We start from the raw sequence: 19,043 nt of genomic DNA, 5'->3' as shown, positions 1-19,043 counted from the left end.
TCGTCTTCTGCACCGGCAACCTGTTACTCAGGACTGCCATGGGTGCTGGCCAGCAAGGTATCGAGACTGGCAGCCTTTGGCTTCACCAGCCAGAAACGACCACTGTAATCATAAAAATCATCAATCAATTCCTGTCCCCAGGAACTGCCTGTTTCAGCAACATAATCTTCAAGAACACTCAGTAGATGAGACTGATACTGCTCCATTGACTCATTATCTATACGATGGATGTCTACCAACTCGTGGTTGTAGCGATCCACAAAGCTACGCTCCAGGTCAAGAACGTAGGCAAAACCGCCGGTCATACCCGCACCGAAGTTATGACCTGCCCGACCAAGGACAGTTACCTGACCGCCAGTCATGTATTCACAGCAGTGATCGCCCGTACCTTCGACAACCACATGGGCACCGGAGTTACGAACACCCAGTCGTTCACCGGCACGACCAGCGGCGTATAATGTGCCGCCGGTAGCACCATAAAGGCAGGTGTTACCGATAATGGACGTTTCATGGGTAACAAATGTGCTGACTGCCGGCGGACGAATCACCAGTTTACCGCCAGTCATTCCTTTACCAACGTAGTCGTTGGCGTCGCCTTCCAGCCTCATTTCGAGACCACCGGCGTTCCACACACCAAAACTCTGACCTGCGGAGCCAGTAAGTGCTAACCTGATCGGATTTTCTGCCATCCCCTGATTGCCATGTCGCTTGGCAATTTCACCGGAGAGCCTGGCTCCAATGGAACGATCACAATTCCCCACCGTGAAACTGAACTCACCGCCGGAATTATTTTCAATAGCGCTGAGCGTTTGGCGTACCATTTCTTCTGCCAGTTCACCTTTATCATAAGGCGGGTTGCGATCTACCTGACAGGTTTTAGGCTTGTCCGCTGGCACATGAGCGCTTCCCAACATGGGGGAGAGATCAAGATTCTGCTGTTTCTCGGTAACACCCGGTAAAAGATCAAGCAGCTCAGTACGACCAATCACTTCTTCTAAGGTTTTAGCACCTAAAAGAGCCAGCCATTCACGCACTTCTTCTGCCACAAAGGAGAAGAAGTTCATGACCATTTCCACATCACCCTTGAAGTGTTCATCACGGAGTGACTGATCCTGAGTGGCAACACCGGTCGCACAGTTATTGAGGTGACAGATACGCAAGTACTTACAACCCATGGCAATCATGGGCGTTGTACCAAAGCCGAAACTTTCGGCTCCAAGAATGGCCGCTTTGATGACATCAAGCCCAGTCTTCAAACCACCATCCGTCTGTAAGCGAACCTTACCTCGTAGATCATTGCCTCGAAGCGTCTGATGCGCTTCACTCAAACCAAGCTCCCATGGCGAGCCGGCGTAGCGAATAGACGTCAATGGACTTGCAGCTGTTCCGCCATCATAACCAGAGATGGTGATCAAATCGGCATATGCCTTCGCCACACCGGCAGCAATGGTGCCAACACCCGGTTCAGAAACCAGTTTGACAGAAACCAGCGCTTCCGGATTTACCTGCTTCAAGTCGTAGATCAGTTGAGCCAGATCTTCGATGGAATAAATATCGTGATGCGGTGGCGGTGAAATCAAAGTAACACCGGGCACAGAATAACGGAGGCGAGCAATCAGCTCGTTCACTTTACCACCGGGCAGCTGACCACCTTCACCAGGCTTTGCACCTTGAGCCACTTTAATCTGTAGAACTTCAGCATTCACCAAATAGTGAGGCGTCACACCAAATCGACCAGAAGCAATCTGCTTAATTTTGGAAACACGATTGGTTCCGAAACGCGCTTCGTCTTCACCACCTTCACCGGAGTTTGAGCGTCCGCCCAATCGGTTCATGGCTTCAGCCAAAGCTTCATGGGCTTCTGGAGACAGAGCTCCGAGACTCATGGCAGCAGAATCAAAGCGTCGTACAATGGCAGAAATAGATTCGACTTCATCCACCGGCAACGACTTCTCATCGAGTTTCAAACCCAGTAAATCTCGAAGTGTGGCAACAGGGCGTTGATTGACCAGAGTCGCATATTTGCGATACTCCTGATAATCGCCCGTTTTAACAGCTACCTGCAGCTGCTGAACCACATCCGGGTTAAACGCATGGTATTCACTGTCGTGCACATATTTCAGTAATCCGCCTTGCTGAATAGGCTTTCGTGCTTTCCAGGCTATTTCAGCAAGCAGGCCCTGCTCGTAGTGGAAGTCTTCAAAGCGGGCACCTTCGATACGACTCGGCACACCACAGAAGCAGAGATCGACGACATCTTTCGATAAACCGACCGCTTCAAACAGCTGGGCGCCGCGGTAAGAGGCGATGGTTGAAATACCCATCTTCGACATGATTTTCAACAGGCCTTTACCAATCCCCTTACGGTAAGCTTTATAAGCTTCCCTCGGGTCTGCCATCACTTCACCAGAACGAATCTGATCATTGATGATTTCATAGGAAAGGTAGGGATACACGGCGGTGGCACCAAATCCAATCAACACCGCAAACTGATGAGAATCCCGGGCAGCGGCCGTTTCAACAACAATGTTCGATTCGGAACGCAGGCCTTTTCCAATCAGGTGGTGATGCACGGCACCTGTCGCCATAGCAGCGGGAACTGGTAGTAACCCCTGATCAATATAACGATCAGAGAGACAGATCACCACCTTGCCGGCTTGAGCCGCTTTTTCAGCCTGCTCACAGATACTAACAACCGCTTGTCTCAAACCAATGGCAGGCTCGTAAGTCAGCCTGATGGTTTCCGATTCAAAGGACTTATGCTGATGATTCACATTCATCAAGTCCATAAATTTGGACGTGGACAACACTGGTGACTTCAGAATAACCCGGGCAGCGTGCTCCGGTGTTTCCTGAAACAGATTGAGCTCGCGACCTATGCATGTCTCCAAAGACATGACAATGGATTCACGCAATGGATCAATCGGCGGATTCGTCACCTGGGCAAACTGCTGACGGAAGTAATCCGTCACCGTTCTTGTACGACCGGAAAGCACGGCCATTGGCGTGTCATCACCCATGGAGCCAACTGCTTCCTGACCAGACTCAACCAACGGACGAATCACTTGATCACGCTCTTCAAACGTCACCATGAACATTTTCTGATAGACATTCAACAGCTCTGTGGAGAAGTGATCAACCTTATGATCATCCTCATTAAAACTGGAGCGTATGCGGTAGGAATTCTCTTTCAGCCACTGTTTGTATGGCTGCCTTTCTTTTAACTTATCATCAATGTCGTGCGCCTGATGCAACTCGCCCGTTTCAGTATCAATGGCAAGTACTTCACCGGGGCCAACCCGACCTTTAGCAATCACGTCTTCTGGCTTATAACCGTGAACACCCACTTCAGAAGCAACCGTCAGGAAACCATTTTTGGTAATCACCCAACGTGACGGACGCAAACCATTACGATCCAGCGCACAAACGGCATTCCGACCATCGGTAATAACGAGGCCAGCAGGGCCATCCCAAGGTTCCATGTGCATAGAGCTGTATTCATAAAACGCTCGTAGATCAGGATCCATGGTATCCACATTCTGCCAAGCCGGGGGAACGAGCATACGGATAGCACGATAGAGATCGACACCACCTCTGACCAGGACTTCGAGCATATTATCCAGACTGGAAGAATCGGAGCCCGTTCTATTAACCAGAGGGGAGATGTCGTCTAATGTTGGCAACAGTGGTGTTTGGAATTTTTGTCGACGAGCTTCTGCCCAGTTTCGGTTGCCTGTGATTGTGTTAATTTCACCGTTATGAGCCAGCATACGGAAAGGTTGCGCAAGCTGCCAACGAGGCAGAGTGTTGGTTGAGAAGCGCTGATGGAATACACAGATCGCGGTTTCAAAACGCGGATCGCCAAGGTCCGTATAGAACGTTGGCAGGTCAACCGGCATCATCAGCCCTTTATAGGTAATGACCTTAGACGACAAAGAGCAGATGTAATAATCTTTGTCATCCGCCATTTCCATATTGGTATAACGACGAGCCATGTAGAGCTTGGCAGAGAATTCAGTATCGGACAGCTGACTATCCGCAGTCACAAAGATTTGCTCAATCAATGGTAGCTGGTCTTTAGCAATCGGCCCCAGGCACTCATCATTGACAGGCACTTTTCTCCAGCCAACAACGTCTAGCCCTTGCTTTAAAAGTGCATTTTCCAGGCTAACTTTGCCACGTTGAGCTTGTACCGGATCGGTATTGAGAAACACCATGCCTACGGCATAAACGTCAGAAAGATCAGAACCAAACTGTTCTTTTGCTACTGTGCGAAAAAAGGAATCCGGCGTTTGAATCAGAAGACCACAACCGTCGCCTGTCTTACCGTCAGCAGCAATACCGCCCCGGTGCGTCATACAGGTGAGTGCTTCAATTGCCGTCTTCAGAAGGTCATGACTTTTTTCACCTTCCATCTGGGCAATCAGCCCGAATCCACAGTTATCCCGAAACTCCCCAGGATTATACAGACCTGCTTTCATAGGCTCTTTCTCACCAACCTCATCAACCATTATTGTTCTGGCTCGCCTATCAGTCTTCCTGACCGTGTGGGAGCATTCATTGAATGAATTCACTCCCGTAGCGCTGTGTCTTACTGCTATTTGACGTATCCACACGCCATGAGACAACTTATTCTCTGTGCATAAGCAGTTAACCACCTGAAATCATATTTTCTGACTCATTGATCAGGCTCTCTGACTGCGTTGCAACTCTGGTCACATAGCTCGCTATGCTCACGCCGTTGCGCCTTGCAGAGAACCTGGCCAATAAGCCAGAAATATTCGATTCCAAATTGTCAAGCGCTTACCCATGCTATCAGGAGCCAGTGCTTTGCTTTTTTGCTATAAGGCGGAATTCTTCCCCAGCATCCGACCAAGCATTAATTGTTATTCAATATTAACGCATAACAATCTAGACGAAAAACACCCGAATGAGATGCAAAACGGTTGGTCATTTTACACATCTACCCTCATTTTCACAAATGACCCGCATCAAAAAAGGTATAAACCTCTATATAAAATCATTGAATGCCATGATTTCGCCATAAAAAAGCCTCTATAGCGCATTCACACCAATAGAGGCCATTAACTGAGAACAAATGATTTAGAAATTTATGCAGACCGCAATACAAGCCACTCAAGAACAGAATGCACTTAACGTAGCCCTAAGGTTATCCAAATTAAAATCCTGGGTGACTACCGCTACGCCAACTTCTTTCAAAAGCACCAACCTTAACTGCCCATCTAATACTTTTTTATCTACGGACATTAATTCAATAAAATGTTCTGGAGTCATTCCAGCTGGCGGTTTAACCGGCAAATTTGCCTTTTCAATTAGCTCAACAAGACCGCGATATTCTTCCTTGGAAATATCGCCCTCACGAAGAGAAAGATCTGCAGCCATCACCATGCCAACAGCAACCGCCTCACCATGCAGCCATGAACCATAGCCAGTATAGGTTTCGATAGCGTGCCCAAAGGTATGACCAAGATTCAAAATAGCGCGAATACCCGACTCTTTCTCATCTTCCGCTACAACATCTGCTTTATTTTGACAGGAACGAAGAATAGCGTACGACAATGCATCATTATCGCGCTCAAGGAGCTTATCCATATTATCGTGCAGCCAGTTATAGAAAGGCTTATCACAGATCAACCCGTACTTAATAACTTCTGCTATGCCGGCGGAAAGCTCTTTATTCGGCAGAGTACTGAGGGTTTCCGTGTCAATGATCACCGCATTTGGCTGATAGAAGGCGCCTATCATATTTTTCCCAAGCGCGTGATTCACACCGGTTTTCCCTCCAACAGAGGAGTCAACCTGAGAAAGAAGCGTGGTGGGGATTTGAACAAAATCCACCCCTCGCTGATAACAAGCTGCGGCAAAACCGGTCATATCACCAATCACACCACCACCCAAGGCGATCAAGGTCGTTTTTCGGTTGTGTCTGGACTGCAAAAGCTGATCAAAAATACGATTTAAAATATCCAGATTCTTATACTTTTCACCATCAGGAAGAGTGACAACAATGGGATTGAGTTCATGAAGGTGAGAGCAAAGTTTTTCCAAATATAGAGGGGCAACGGTTTCATTGGTTACCACCGCTACCTGATGACCATGAATATGGCTCGTTAAATAGCCAGACTGTGATAAAAGATTTGAACCGATATAAATAGGGTAGCTTCGCTCTCCAAGATCAACGTACAGCTCCTGCATGACTCAACACTCCACGATTAACATCATCAACGTTTAGAAAGGCCTGCTGCCTGAATAATTTCACGAATAACCTGACGCAAAGACAACTTGTCTGTATCCAGAACCAAGTCGGCGATCGAGCGATAAAGAGGATCTCTTTCTTCCAGCAATGTCGTTAGAAACTCTTTTCGATCGGGCCTCTGCAAAAGCGGTCTTTTTTTATCATTCCGGGTTCTGTGCAACTGGACTGAAACAGGGGTTTTCAAATACACGACAAAGCCACTCTTACGAAGATGGCTCCGATTTTCCGGTCGCCCAACCACACCACCGCCAGTAGCCAGCACAATACCCTGCTGTTCACAGATTTCTTCGATCACCTGGCTTTCCCGGTCACGAAAGCCCCTTTCTCCCTCAACATCAAAGATCCAGGGTATATCTGCTCCGGTTCGTTCTTCAATCTCATGGTCAGAATCAAGAAAAGGGGAGCCCAGCTCACTGGCCAGCATTTTACCTATTGTTGTTTTTCCGGCCCCCATGGGCCCTATCAGAAATATATTTGTTGATAGCATACCTTAGCCTGACTTCCCGCCCGTGTGCTGGAGCGTAGCGCATACTCTACCTATATGACAATAAAAACGGGAGCATTGCTCCCGTTCATTGGCTTTCATGTATTGAGGTCAAAGCATTAGCGTAAAGTGACATCCTCAGAGATAATCCTTGGCGTAATAAATACAAGAAGCTCCTCTTTGGTATTGCTTTCACTCTTACTTCTAAACAAAGCCCCAAGATAAGGAATATCACCCAATACTGGCACCTTAGTAACACTACTTCTCTTATTTTGCTTAAACACTCCACCAAGAACAATTGTTTCTCCATCCTCAACCAGAACTTGAGTTGTAATCTCATTAGTGGAAATTATCGGAACATTAGTAGTCGTTTCTTCTGGAACATCATCATTATTAATCTTTATATCCATTATAACGCGGCCATCTGGAGTAATTTGAGGAGTAACTTCAAGACCCAAAACAGCATCTTTGAAAGCTACAGATGTTGCCCCACTCGAAGTTTTCTCCTCATAAGGAACTTCTTTACCCGATTTGATAGTCGCTTTTTTCTTGTCCGCTGTAATGACTTTTGGCTGAGAAATGATTTCCCCCCCTCCATCACTAAGCAACGCTGATAATTCCAGGTTGAGAATATTACCATTCGTGCTGGTGTAACCAATAGTAATCGCATTGGCAACTGAACCACCTAATTCAAGATCAGTAAAAAGATCATCAACTCCATTATCACTAACATTGTTGTCATTTTCTTTGCGCCCACTCCATTTCACGCCAAGCTCTTCTCTAAGAGTGGTACTCAAAGTAACAATCCTCGCCTCGATCATTACCTGGCGAATTGGAATATCCAACTGTTCGATCAAAGCGCGCAGCTCGTCCAGCTTGGCTTGAGTATCTTTTATCAACAGACTATTTGTACGATCAACCACCTGAACAGAACCACGTTCAGTCAAAAGCCCTGCATCACCGCTTCCCTGAATCACTTCAGAAATTTCGGCAGCATCCGCGTAGTTAATTTGAACAAGGTCGGTATAAACAGGCGCCAGTTCACTGATCTGCTTTTCATTTTCCAGCTGTTCACGTTCTCTTGCCGCAATTTCTGCAGCCGGAGCAACTGTCAGCACGTTACCTTCGAGGCGTTTATCAAGACCTTTCGCTTTCAATACAATATCAAGCGCCTGATCCCAGGGAACGTTCTGCAATCTCAACGTCACATTACCACCAACGGTATCCGACGCCACTAAGTTCAGATCAGTAAAATCAGCAATCAGCTGCAGGACCGCACGAACTTCAATGTCCTGGAAATTCAGTGACAGTTTGTCACCCTTATAGGAAAGCCCACCAGCTCTTCTACCCTGCTCTTGACGCTCCGGTGCTTTAACACTGACCGTTAGCAGGTTATCCGTCTGATATGCGAGGTATTCAAATTGACCTTTAGGCTCGATAACAATGGATGAGTTACCATCTTCCACCTTGGCATCAATAAACATAACCGGGGTTGCAAAATCGACAACATCTAACCGGTTTCTCAACCTTTCCGGAATGACATCACCGGGAAACTCTAAACGAATACGACCGGCCTGCTCATTCATATCCATCTGGATTTTGGCATCAGACAAGGCAATCACCACCTTACCTTCACCATCTTCACCACGCTGAAAATCAATACTGGTAATGCCTTGATCCTGAACTGGCATTTCAGCTTGTGGCTCTGAATCGTTAGCCGCAGAAACATTCGTCGTCGCTGTCGTCATTTGACCAGCATCGGACTGCACAGAACCGGCTGCGTTTTCCGTACCCAAATACACACTTAATGTATTACCTTCAACCTTTGTCGTGTAACCGGTTGGCTCCTCAAGGTTGATAACCAAACGCGTTCTGTCGCCAGTTTCCAGCACAGTAACGCTTTTGGCGCTGCTAAAACCCACTTCGTTGTATTTTGGCAGTGCACTGCGGGTAAAAGGAAGGTCCAGGGAAATTCTTGGCGGTTTTTCGATGCTGTAACCATTAGCTTCTGGAGCAACGCCATCAAACGTCAGTTTCAGCTCTACCATCTCATCAGGAAGAGCATTAACGTCCATATTTTTAAGGGTTACACTCCATCCTGAAATAGGCAACGAAACCAGTAGCGCATAAAAAAGCCCTCGGAAAGCGCTTGCCGGCTGCAGGGGACTCATATTCATCTAGTGTACCTATTCCTGAATTTGATTGTTTTTTTCATCGGCATCATATGCAAATTATCCATCATCACGATACCCGATTACTGACTACCGATGTCCAGCGGTAAAATACGTGGCCTTTCTATCCAGTATTTTGGACCTGCTGGAACAATCTCCGTTACTCGCAACTCTTGTTCATCAATGTAGGTAATGCGTCCGTGGTTTCGGCCTATATAATCCCCCACCTTAACACGGTGCACACCATCACTTCCGCGAACAAGCCCCCAAAACCCCTCATCGTTACTGATAGAACCTACCAAACGGAAAGAGTCCATTTCAAACTTTTCCAGATACTGCTTAACCCGACTCGCATCTGGTTTGATATTACTGTTCAGCTGATCAGAACTCAGAGCAACCTTTACGGGCTGCTTGAACGGGCTGCGCATCGCCGACGCCTGATAAGTGAATGCCTCATAAGGCCGAAACTGCGGCAACGGCTCGATATTACCCATCGGTCTGGTTTTCACATCAGCCATATAAGCATCAATATCCTGATACCCCTGATGTATTTCAAAACAGCCGGATAAAGCAAAACCAAAGAACATCAACAACGCATATCGAAGAAGCTTCATCACAGCCCTCCTTCATCGTTGTAACGATACGTCTTGGCCAGAATATTCATTGTCAGCTCACCACTTTGGCCTGGGCGAATATCAAAATCATGAAGCGTTACAATTCGAGAAAGACTGGCAACACCACTGACGAAGTTGCCAAGGTCGTGGTAATTCCCCCTAACCGCAATACTGATGGGCAACTCAATGTAAAACTGCTGCACATTTTCAGCCTGAAGCTTGATTTCCTCGATCTGCAACCCTGCACCACGACCAGTAAAGGTAATATCTTCCAACAAGCCCGGGACTTCTGTATCACTCGGAAGCTGTTTAACCAAAGCGCCAAAGGATTTCTCCATCTCCTTCATTTGCTCCCGGTAAGCATCCAGGTTTGCTGCCTGAAAGGCCTTAAGCCGATACTGTTCTCTCAACTCTTGTTCTTTATTGGCTGCCATATCATAGCGAGATTGCAAGTCAGTCAGATGAAAGTAAAACCCCGCGCCTAACACTACAGCCAGCGTTAAACCACAAGCAATGACTCTGACAGCCAATGGCCATGAACCGATATTCTCAAAATCAATCTCACTGAGATCCAGTTCGTTCAAGTTTTTAAATGAATCTGCCAGGCTCATAAATCCTCCCCAGACTGTGCTGGATTAACCTGCTTCACGGTCAGGTCGAATTCATTCATGCGCTGACTGCCTCCAGCTATTTTTCTAACCGCTGTCAGGTTTGGACTTTCAAACCACTCAGAGTTATCAAAGTTTCTCATCAAAGCAGAGATACGGTTATTGGATTCAGCAACACCCACCAGTGACAATCGATTTCCATTCACTGAAACCTGTTTGAAGTAAACGCCCTCGGGTACTACCCTGGCAATTTGGTCAAAAATCCGAACGATAACTGGGCGGTTACCCTGAAGATTCTGAATAACTTCCATACGCTCCAGAAGCTGTTCTTTTTTCGCTTTCAGATCCTTGATTTCCGTAATCTTTTTATTCAGAACATTGATCTCGTTCTGCAGATACTGGTTACGGCCTTCCTGACTGCTAATCATATTACTGATATACAAGTCAGCCATAAAAATCAGGGCTGCACCAACAATCAGTGTGATAAACCAGAGAACAATAAACTGCTGTTTGCGCTCTTTGCGCAGCTCATCACGCCAGGGTAAAAGGTTAATTCTTGCCATCAGTCAAAACTCCTCATGGCAAGGCCACAGGCAATCATCAGTGAGGGCGCCTCTTTAGCCAGCTTTTTTGCGTCCACCTTGCCCGCCATGGACATCGCAGCAAAGGGGTTAGCTACCCGGCACGGTGTGCCCAATTTTTCCTGAATCATATCGGACAGGCCGCGGATAGATGCTGAACCGCCAACCAAGGCGATGCCATCAACGTCATTAAATTTGCTGGATGAGTAGAAAAACTGAAGAAGACGTGAAACCTGTTGCACCACAGTTTCCCGGAAAGGTTCCAGCACTTCTGGTTCGTAGTCTTCAGGAAGATTGCCGCTGCACTTGGCCTTTTCAGCATCCTCTGGCGACAAACCATAACGGCGCTGCACTTCGTCCGTCAGCTGACGCCCACCAAATAACTGCTCACGGGTATAAACCGTTCTGCCTTTATTAATCACATTAAGCGTGGTTTTGGTGGCTCCGATATCAATAACCGCCAGAACTGGATCTTCATCTTGCAAATCCATCTGACCTTCAATCAACTCACAGGCCCGCTCCATGGCAAATGCTTCCACGTCGACAATCTTGGTTTTTAATCCACCAAGCCGAAGTGCTTCTTCCCGCATTTCCACATTATCCCGACGACAGGCCGCCAGCAATACCTCGACTCGTTCAGGGTTTTTTTCATTCAACCCCTGAACTTCAAAATCGATGGCGACTTCATCCATGGCGTAAGGAATGTATTGGTCGGCTTCAACAGAAATTTGAGTTTCCATCTCTTCATCACTAAGCGACGCATCCATTTCAATGCTTTTAGTGATAACCGCCGAGCCGGATACTGCAGCAGCACCCAACTTCACACCGGTTCGTGAATTTGACAGAGCTTTCGCGACGGCTTCCCCAACCACTTCAAGTTCTTGAATATTATTTTCTACTACTGCCCCCGGGGGTAATTTCGCGGTACCAAATGCTTCGACTTTGTACTTGCTGCCACTCATCCCCAACTCAAGGACTTTGACAGACGTCGAACTGATATCCACCCCTAAAACAGTATTCGATTTGTTTTTCAGCAGCCCAAACACTGGCGAAATCCTTGATAATAGTTATATATGACTAATTCTTGACATTAAATAACAGTCGTACCATTTAAGCAATGGCATAGAATCAGTCCCACCCTATAAATGACGGATTTGTATCGAAAATTCTTTTTTGCCAACACCGTCACTCTTCGATCCCAATTACTCCGGAAAACCGCATTTCCAGATCAGGACAGTTTCACCGTATAATATCCTGTTATGATATGATCGGCTGTCAGGACGACATCTTCTGAGTTTGAAGAGCAAACTCCAATAACGTCAAACTTCAGCCGTCGACCTTCGCTTTACCAGGATGTCCCTACAGCATGAAACGGTCAGTAAAATTCTTAAAATTCCTGTGCTGGTCAATATTAACCGTAGCCAGTGGAATTCTGCTTGTCAGCGCAAGCGCCTATTTATACCTCAGCCCGTCTCTGCCCTCGGTAGACTCTTTACGAGATGCCAAATTACAGACGCCTCTGAGAATCTATTCTCAAGACAATCTTCTTATTGCCGAGTTTGGCGAAAAGCGCCGCTCACCTATCGACATTGATGATACCCCCCCCAGCCTGACCAAAGCCTTTATGGCCGCAGAAGATGACCGTTTCTATTCACACCCCGGCGTTGACATCGTTGGATTGCTGCGGGCAGCCGTTCAGTTGGTCAGCACAGGCAGCATTCAATCTGGCGGCAGCACCATCACTATGCAGGTGGCCAAAAACTTTTTCCTGAGCCACGAACGGGTATTTTCACGGAAATTTAACGAGATCCTACTTGCACTCCAGATAGAACGACAACTGTCAAAGGATGAAATCTTTGAACTCTATCTCAATAAAATTTACCTAGGCCATCGTTCCTACGGCGTTGAAGCCGCTGCGCAGGTTTATTACGGAAAATCCATTAACGAATTGAATCTGGCCCAAATTGCCATGATCGCCGGTCTTCCAAAAGCCCCTTCTCGTTACAATCCGATCAATGACCCACAACGCTCGCTTATTCGCCGCGATTGGATTCTGGGTCGTATGAAAGACCTCGGCTACATCTCCGAGACTGATTTTAGAAGCGCGATCACCGAGCCTGTTACTGCCAGCTATCACGGTGCAAAAATTGAACTGCAAGCCCCTTACGTTGCAGAAATGGTTCGCCAGCAGATGTTCGAACAATATGGCTCTGAAACCTACACAGAAGGCTTCAGAGTATTCACTACAGTGGACAGCCATCTCCAGGAAGCAGCCAACCTGTCAGTCGCCAATGGACTCATGGCTTACAACGAACGACACGGCTATCTAGGCCCTGTGACCAATCTGGTGCAGGACGCTCCAGAGGAAGGCTGGCAGGTCAAACTGAATAAAACCCCCGACCAAGGCATTCTTCAACCCGCCATGGTGATCACCGTTGACGATGAACAAGCCTTTGTTGGCCTGAAGAATGACAACACGGGCACCCTATCTTGGGACAACATGAGCTGGGCCCGCCCTTTTCTGTCCGTAAACAGCATGGGGCCAACGCCAAAAAAGCCAGCAGACATTCTCAAGCCGGGTGATCAAATCTGGGTACGAATTACCAGTAAAGGTGAATATCGGTTAGCCCAGGAACCTCAGGCACAATCGGCGCTGATTTCCATGCACCCAGACAACGGTGCAGTGCTCGCACTGGTAGGCGGCTACAACTTTTATGACAGCATGTATAACCGGGCCACTCAGGCGGTGCGTCAGGCAGGCTCCTCGTTTAAACCATTTGTGTACGCCTCCGCCCTGGCCAATGGCATGACGCCTGCCACCATCATCAACGATGCTCCCATTGTATTTGATGATGCACAACTGGAAGACAGCTGGCGCCCAAATAACGACAATATGAAGTTCAATGGCCCTATGCGTTTACGAGAAGGCCTCTACCGTTCTCGCAACCTCGTATCCATCCGGGTTCTGAGACAAACCGGCATCAACAACACCATTCGCTTTCTAAAGCAGATAGGCTTTAAAGAAAGCTCTCTCAGCAGAGACCTTTCACTCTCTCTCGGTAACGTTTCCATGACCCCAATGGAACTTGCTTCCGGTTATGCCGTTCTGGCCAATGGCGGTTATCAGGTAGAGCCTTATTTCATCACTCGTGTTGAGACAGACGACGAGGTGCTTTATGAAGCCCAGCCAGTACTTGCCTGTGATTCAGATTGCGCCACAAAACTGGCAACAGAAATGGGGGTTATTGAAGGCACTCAGACAGAAAATTCAGAATCTGAGTTCGTCGAACTCCCTCTGACAGAAAACACACTAAACGACGTGCTTTCTCCCCAGGAAGAAAATCGAACCATCAAGCCAAAAATCGCCAAGTCGGTCATGTCGCCACAAGTGAACTTCATCATGAACGACATCCTCCGTGATGTTATCTGGAAAGGCACCGGTCGCCGCGCCCAAGCGCTGAACCGTCATGATATTGGTGGCAAAACCGGAACAACGAACGACAGCAAAGACGCCTGGTTTGTTGGATTCAACCCGGAAATCCTAACGGCTGTCTGGGTCGGCATGGACGATTACTCAACCCTGGGACGCTGGGAATACGGCGCCAATGCCGCCCTGCCAACCTGGCTATCTTATATGAAGGTAGCGCTGGACGGAAAACCCGAAACCAAACGACCTCAGCCAGAAGGGTTAGTCACACTGAAAATCTCAAGAGAAACCGGCAAGCTCGCCGCACCAGGTGACCCTAATGCCATTTTTGAGATCTTCAGAAAAGAACTGGCACCGCAACAATTCAGCGACGAAAGCATCCCTTCATTGAACGACATCAATGAAGAGTTTTCACCAGAAGACCTTTTCTAAACGTCAGACAAATCATAACCCAATAAAAAGCCCGGTGATCCAAATCAGATCACCGGGCTTTTTATTAACCATTCACAGCATCATCAAATATCAGACAATGATTCCAGCGGATAGTGTGCTGGATACTCCAGCCTGGCAACACCTGAATCCACCGCTGCACGGGCAACCGCTGCAGACACCTGACCCAACAAACGAATATCCATGGGCTTCGGAATAATGTACTCAGGACCAAAGCTCAGGTGAGCACCACCATATGCCTTCATCACCTCTTCTGGCACTGGCTCTTTGGCCAACTCACGAATGGCATGGACTGCGGCAAGCTTCATCTCTTCATTAATCCGGGATGCACGTACATCCAGTGCGCCACGGAAAATAAACGGGAAGCCCAGAACATTGTTCACCTGGTTCGGATAATCCGAACGCCCAGTGGCCATAATCACATCAGGGCGGACTTCTTTCGCCAGCTCAGGACGAATTTCCGGATCCGGATTCGCGCAGGCAAAAACAATGGGGTGTTCAGCCATTTTCGCCAACTGCTCCGGCGAGAGAAGATTGGCTCCCGACACACCGAGAAATGCATCCGCACCATCAATGGCATCATCCAGAGTGCGGCAGGGCGTTTCCACGGCGAAAGACGCTTTGTACTGATTCAGATCGTTTCTTTCTGAGTGAATAACACCCTTGCTGTCCAGCATAAGAATATTTTCAGCCTTAAAGCCACAACTGATCAGCAGCTTCACGCAGGCAATCGCCGCAGAACCCGCCCCCAGACAAACCAATTTGGCCGATTCAATCGCCTTGCCTGCAATCTCAAGGGCATTCAACATGGCTGCCGCAGTCACAATGGCGGTACCGTGCTGATCATCATGAAACACAGGAATATCACAATCTTCAATCAAACGCTTCTCAATCTCGAAGCATTCTGGCGCCTTGATATCTTCCAGGTTAATGCCACCAAAGGTGCAGGCAATGCGTTTTACGGTATCAATAAATGCCTGTGGGCTTTCAGATTCCACTTCAATATCGATGGAGTCCACACCGGCGAAACGCTTGAACAGCAGAGCCTTACCTTCCATCACCGGCTTACTGGCCAGCGCACCAAGATTACCCAGGCCAAGAATGGCTGAACCATTGCTGATAACAGCAACCAAGTTACCTTTCGCGGTATAACGGTACGCATCATCAGGGTTTTCTGCGATCGCCCTGACCGGCTCCGCAACACCAGGGCTATAAGCCAGGGAGAGATCCAGAGCCGATTCCGCCGGCGTGGTTATTTCAATCGCAATCTTTCCGGGTTTTGGAAGAGCATGATAATCAAGAGCAGCTTGCTTTTTGTCCATGAGCCTTTTACTGATGCGGAAGGGTGGGCACCATGTCTACTTTCAATGGAAAGTACCAATGGTAAAAATTATAAGTCCAGAATATAGGATGGCAATTTGGGTAACAAGTTCCATTGCCGGAGAGATGACCTGATAGTCATAAAAGAAAGCTTAAACCAGCCAAAGATACGACCGGAATAAAAAAGGCGACTGGGTTGCAGTCGCCTTTCTATATCCATTGAATTTCAAGATGCTACTAGGCGACAAGTGAGCGAAGCCCCGTGAGCCTACAAATAGTAGGTGATCGGGGTGAGCGAACGCTGACAACAACGTAGCATCTTGAAAGACGATGGGTATAAAGACGTTGGAAGCAGAATTACTTCTTGGCGCTCAGACGTCCGAAACGCTTGTTGAAACGCTCGATACGACCGCCAGTATCCATTACCTTCTGAGTGCCGGTGTAGAATGGGTGGCACTGTGAACAAACTTCAATGCTCAGATCCTTGCACAGGGTAGAACGGGTTTTGATCTGATTACCGCAGCTGCAAGTAACTTCGATTTCTTCGTAGTTAGGATGGAGATCCTGCTTCATTAGAGTTTCCTCAAAAAGTTGAATGCCGCCACCTGTCTCGATGAACAGCTCCATGAGCAGCTCATTGAAAAGCCTGATACTCAGGCCTTTGGAGAAAGGCACCGCAAACGAAATCCACCAGCGATGCTCAAAAAGAGAGTATGCCGGTAGAGTAAAGAGGCGCGATCTTATCAAAGTTTGCGTAATAGGGAAATAGTATTAGCCGGTCTGCGCTTACGGTATTATGACCGCTGAGGATCATGATACGGAATCTGAATGAGCACGCCTTCCCACTCCACAGCCCAGAATGATACAGCGCCGGAGGCGTTCATCAGAGTCGCCATTCCAACCCCGCTTCGCCGTTTGTTCGACTATTTGCCTTCAGACTCATACCCTGTTGAAGCGATCAAACCCGGCTGCCGGGTCACCGTCCCTTTTGGTTCGCGGAAACTGGTGGGTATTGTCATGTCCGTTGAAGCCAGCTCCGACATCCCCTCAAATAAGCTCAAACCCATTATCTCGGTTCTGGACAATCAGCCACTACTGCCAAAAGATATCATTCAGCTTTGCCAATGGGCGGCACGTTACTATCATCACAGCGTTGGTGAAACACTCTCTCAGGCGCTGCCCAAAAACCTGCGTATTGGCAAACCCGCCTCCATGGGGTCCATTCCTTTTTGGTTTGCATCCTCCGAATTGGATACTGAAACCGCCAACCTGCTGCAGCGATCAAAAAAGCAATTTGCTGCGTTTGAACTGATATCAAACGCTCCCGATGGTCTCAATGGCACCGAGCTGCTTGAGTCAGGCTTCAGTCGTGCCATTTTGCAGTCGCTGAGTAAAAAGCACCTTATAGAAAGCCGGGATATCGAACCTTCAAGCCTACCTTTTACCGAGCAGAGCAATCCGCTCAAGAGCGCTCATCTGACACTGAATGATGAGCAACACTATGCCTGTGATGCGATTACTGATGGTTTGGGTTCTTTTAAAACCTATCTATTGGAAGGCGTCACTGGCAGCGGTAAAACCGAAGTCTATTTACAAACCATTTCAGCAGCACTGGCTAAAGGCCTGCAAACCCTGGTATTGATTCCTGAAATCGGCCTGACACCACAAACCGTCAAACGCTTCAGAGACCGTTTTAATGTCCCCGTTGCCTGTCTGCACTCAGGCCTCAGCGACGGAGAACGTCTGCAGGGCTGGCTGGAAGCATCTCGACGCAGCGCCGGAATTCTAATATCCACACGCTCAGGCATTTTTACCCCGATGCCAAACCTTGGGCTCATCATTGTGGATGAAGAACACGACAGCTCCTACAAGCAACAGGAAAGCTTACGCTATAACGCCCGTGATCTGGCCATCTATCGAGGCTCTCAAGCCAACTGCCCGGTGGTCCTTGGCTCCGCTACCCCGTCACTGGAAACTCTGCACAATGCACGACAGGGAAAGTACACCCAATTACACCTGAGACAACGAGCCGGTAACGCCAAACCTCCCGCTATGGAGCTGCTGGATATGCGACACCAGCTGGTTAAAGACGGTCTTTCTACAGAGCTGTTGCAACGTATCGGCGTTCACCTAGCCAGGGACAATCAGGTCATGATATTCCTGAACCGCCGGGGTTATGCGCCCTCCATGATCTGCCAGGATTGCGGCAGCATCATCGATTGCCATCATTGCGATGCACACATGACCATCCACCGTTTTCCGCCCCATCTGCATTGTCACCACTGTGATTTGCAGCAGCCAATTCCATGGCAATGCCCATCCTGCCAGAGTAGAAAGCTGCAACCCGTTGGACAAGGCACAGAAAAAGCGGAGCAAACCCTGAGCCAGCACTTTCCAGGCTACCCTGTTATTCGTATCGACCGGGACACCACCCGGAAAAAACAGGCGCTTGGGGAGATGCTGGAAAAGATCAACACTGGCAAGCCATGCATTCTGCTTGGCACCCAAATGCTGGCAAAAGGCCACCATTTTCCAGATGTAACTCTCGTTGCCATTATTAATGCGGATGCCGGTTTGTTCAGCTCGGATTTTCGCGGCTCAGAAAAAACCGGCCAACTGATTATGCAAGTTGCCGGCCGTGCCGGGCGCGGACAAAAACCCGGACAGGTGATCATTCAAACCTATAACCCTGAACACCCTTCCCTGCAACTTTTGTCAATGAACGACTACGGCCGTTTTGCAGACAGCCTTTTTGTGGAAAGAAGACACCTCAATCTGCCACCGGAAGGTTACCTGACACTGGTCAGATCCGAATCCATAAATCAGGGTGAAAGTGAAACGTTGCTATCCGCATTACGCCAATACGCAGAACACAATAAAGGCCAACTCACAAACACGCGATTACTGGGCCCTATTCCTGCGCCTATGGAAAAACGCCAGGGGCGTTACCGCTGGCATTTGTTAATTCATGGAAAAGACCGAAAAAACTTGCACCGTGTCGTAGAAGGTATGGTTAGTTTTCTGGAAAGTCATCGTCTTCCAAGACAACTGAAATGGACTGTAGATATTGATCCACAGGAAGTGAGCTAACACGATAAGTAGGTAATACTT

12 protein-coding genes are annotated in these 19,043 nt (G+C 48.1%); 2 read left to right on the top strand and 10 right to left on the bottom strand.

The features are described 5' to 3' along the window. Positions 1–23: 23 nt before the first annotated feature. The 8 genes from gltB to Q1B11_RS10495 form a co-directional block, all read right to left on the bottom strand. Positions 24–4,481 (bottom strand): glutamate synthase large subunit, encoded by a 4,458-nt coding sequence (gltB, locus tag Q1B11_RS10530; RefSeq protein WP_299732028.1) that lies wholly within the window; start codon positions 4,479–4,481, stop codon positions 24–26. 655 nt (positions 4,482–5,136) lie between these two features. After that, positions 5,137–6,216, bottom strand: coding sequence for a 3-dehydroquinate synthase (gene aroB, locus Q1B11_RS10525; RefSeq protein ID WP_299731874.1), 1,080 nt, complete (start codon positions 6,214–6,216; stop codon positions 5,137–5,139). 26 nt (positions 6,217–6,242) lie between these two features. Beyond that, positions 6,243–6,764: a shikimate kinase AroK gene (gene aroK, locus Q1B11_RS10520; protein WP_299731871.1), complete on the bottom strand. Its 522-nt coding sequence runs from the start codon at positions 6,762–6,764 to the stop codon at positions 6,243–6,245. Between the two features lie 116 nt (positions 6,765–6,880). Further along, complete coding sequence (locus Q1B11_RS10515; RefSeq protein ID WP_299731868.1) at positions 6,881–8,938, bottom strand: type IV pilus secretin PilQ family protein; 2,058 nt, start codon at positions 8,936–8,938, stop codon at positions 6,881–6,883. A gap of 77 nt (positions 8,939–9,015) precedes the next feature. After that, positions 9,016–9,546: a pilus assembly protein PilP gene (locus Q1B11_RS10510; RefSeq protein WP_299731865.1), complete on the bottom strand. Its 531-nt coding sequence runs from the start codon at positions 9,544–9,546 to the stop codon at positions 9,016–9,018. Beyond that, positions 9,546–10,157, bottom strand: coding sequence for a type 4a pilus biogenesis protein PilO (gene pilO, locus Q1B11_RS10505; RefSeq protein WP_299731862.1), 612 nt, complete (start codon positions 10,155–10,157; stop codon positions 9,546–9,548). Before pilO ends, Q1B11_RS10510 begins: the two co-directional genes overlap by 1 nt. After that, positions 10,154–10,717: a PilN domain-containing protein gene (locus Q1B11_RS10500; RefSeq protein ID WP_299731859.1), complete on the bottom strand. Its 564-nt coding sequence runs from the start codon at positions 10,715–10,717 to the stop codon at positions 10,154–10,156. The genes pilO and Q1B11_RS10500 overlap by 4 nt, the downstream gene beginning before the upstream one ends. Then, positions 10,717–11,781 carry a pilus assembly protein PilM gene (locus Q1B11_RS10495; protein WP_299731856.1) on the bottom strand — a complete coding sequence of 355 codons (1,065 nt, stop codon included), beginning with the start codon at positions 11,779–11,781 and terminating at the stop codon, positions 10,717–10,719. Before Q1B11_RS10495 ends, Q1B11_RS10500 begins: the two co-directional genes overlap by 1 nt. Before the next feature lie 320 nt (positions 11,782–12,101). Between Q1B11_RS10495 and Q1B11_RS10490 the strand changes: the two genes are divergently transcribed. Next, positions 12,102–14,594: a penicillin-binding protein 1A gene (locus tag Q1B11_RS10490; protein ID WP_299731853.1), complete on the top strand. Its 2,493-nt coding sequence runs from the start codon at positions 12,102–12,104 to the stop codon at positions 14,592–14,594. A gap of 83 nt (positions 14,595–14,677) precedes the next feature. Here the strand turns inward: Q1B11_RS10490 and Q1B11_RS10485 are convergent, their stop codons facing one another. Together Q1B11_RS10485 and rpmE are read right to left on the bottom strand one after the other, a co-directional pair. After that, entirely contained in the window at positions 14,678–15,934 is a 1,257-nt protein-coding gene (locus Q1B11_RS10485; protein ID WP_299731850.1) for a malic enzyme-like NAD(P)-binding protein, read from the bottom strand. A gap of 355 nt (positions 15,935–16,289) precedes the next feature. Beyond that, positions 16,290–16,505, bottom strand: coding sequence for a 50S ribosomal protein L31 (gene rpmE, locus Q1B11_RS10480; protein ID WP_067519701.1), 216 nt, complete (start codon positions 16,503–16,505; stop codon positions 16,290–16,292). Between the two features lie 255 nt (positions 16,506–16,760). Between rpmE and Q1B11_RS10475 the strand changes: the two genes are divergently transcribed. Continuing rightward, a complete protein-coding gene (locus Q1B11_RS10475; protein WP_299731846.1) occupies positions 16,761–19,022 on the top strand; it encodes a primosomal protein N' in 2,262 nt (753 codons plus the stop codon). The last annotated feature ends 21 nt before the right edge of the window (positions 19,023–19,043 follow it).

Source organism: uncultured Endozoicomonas sp. (genome assembly GCF_947495845.1).
GTDB lineage: Bacteria > Pseudomonadota > Gammaproteobacteria > Pseudomonadales > Endozoicomonadaceae > Endozoicomonas.
The sequence above is the reverse complement of the archived record's forward strand: the minus strand, read 5'-3'. Positions and strand labels throughout refer to the sequence as shown.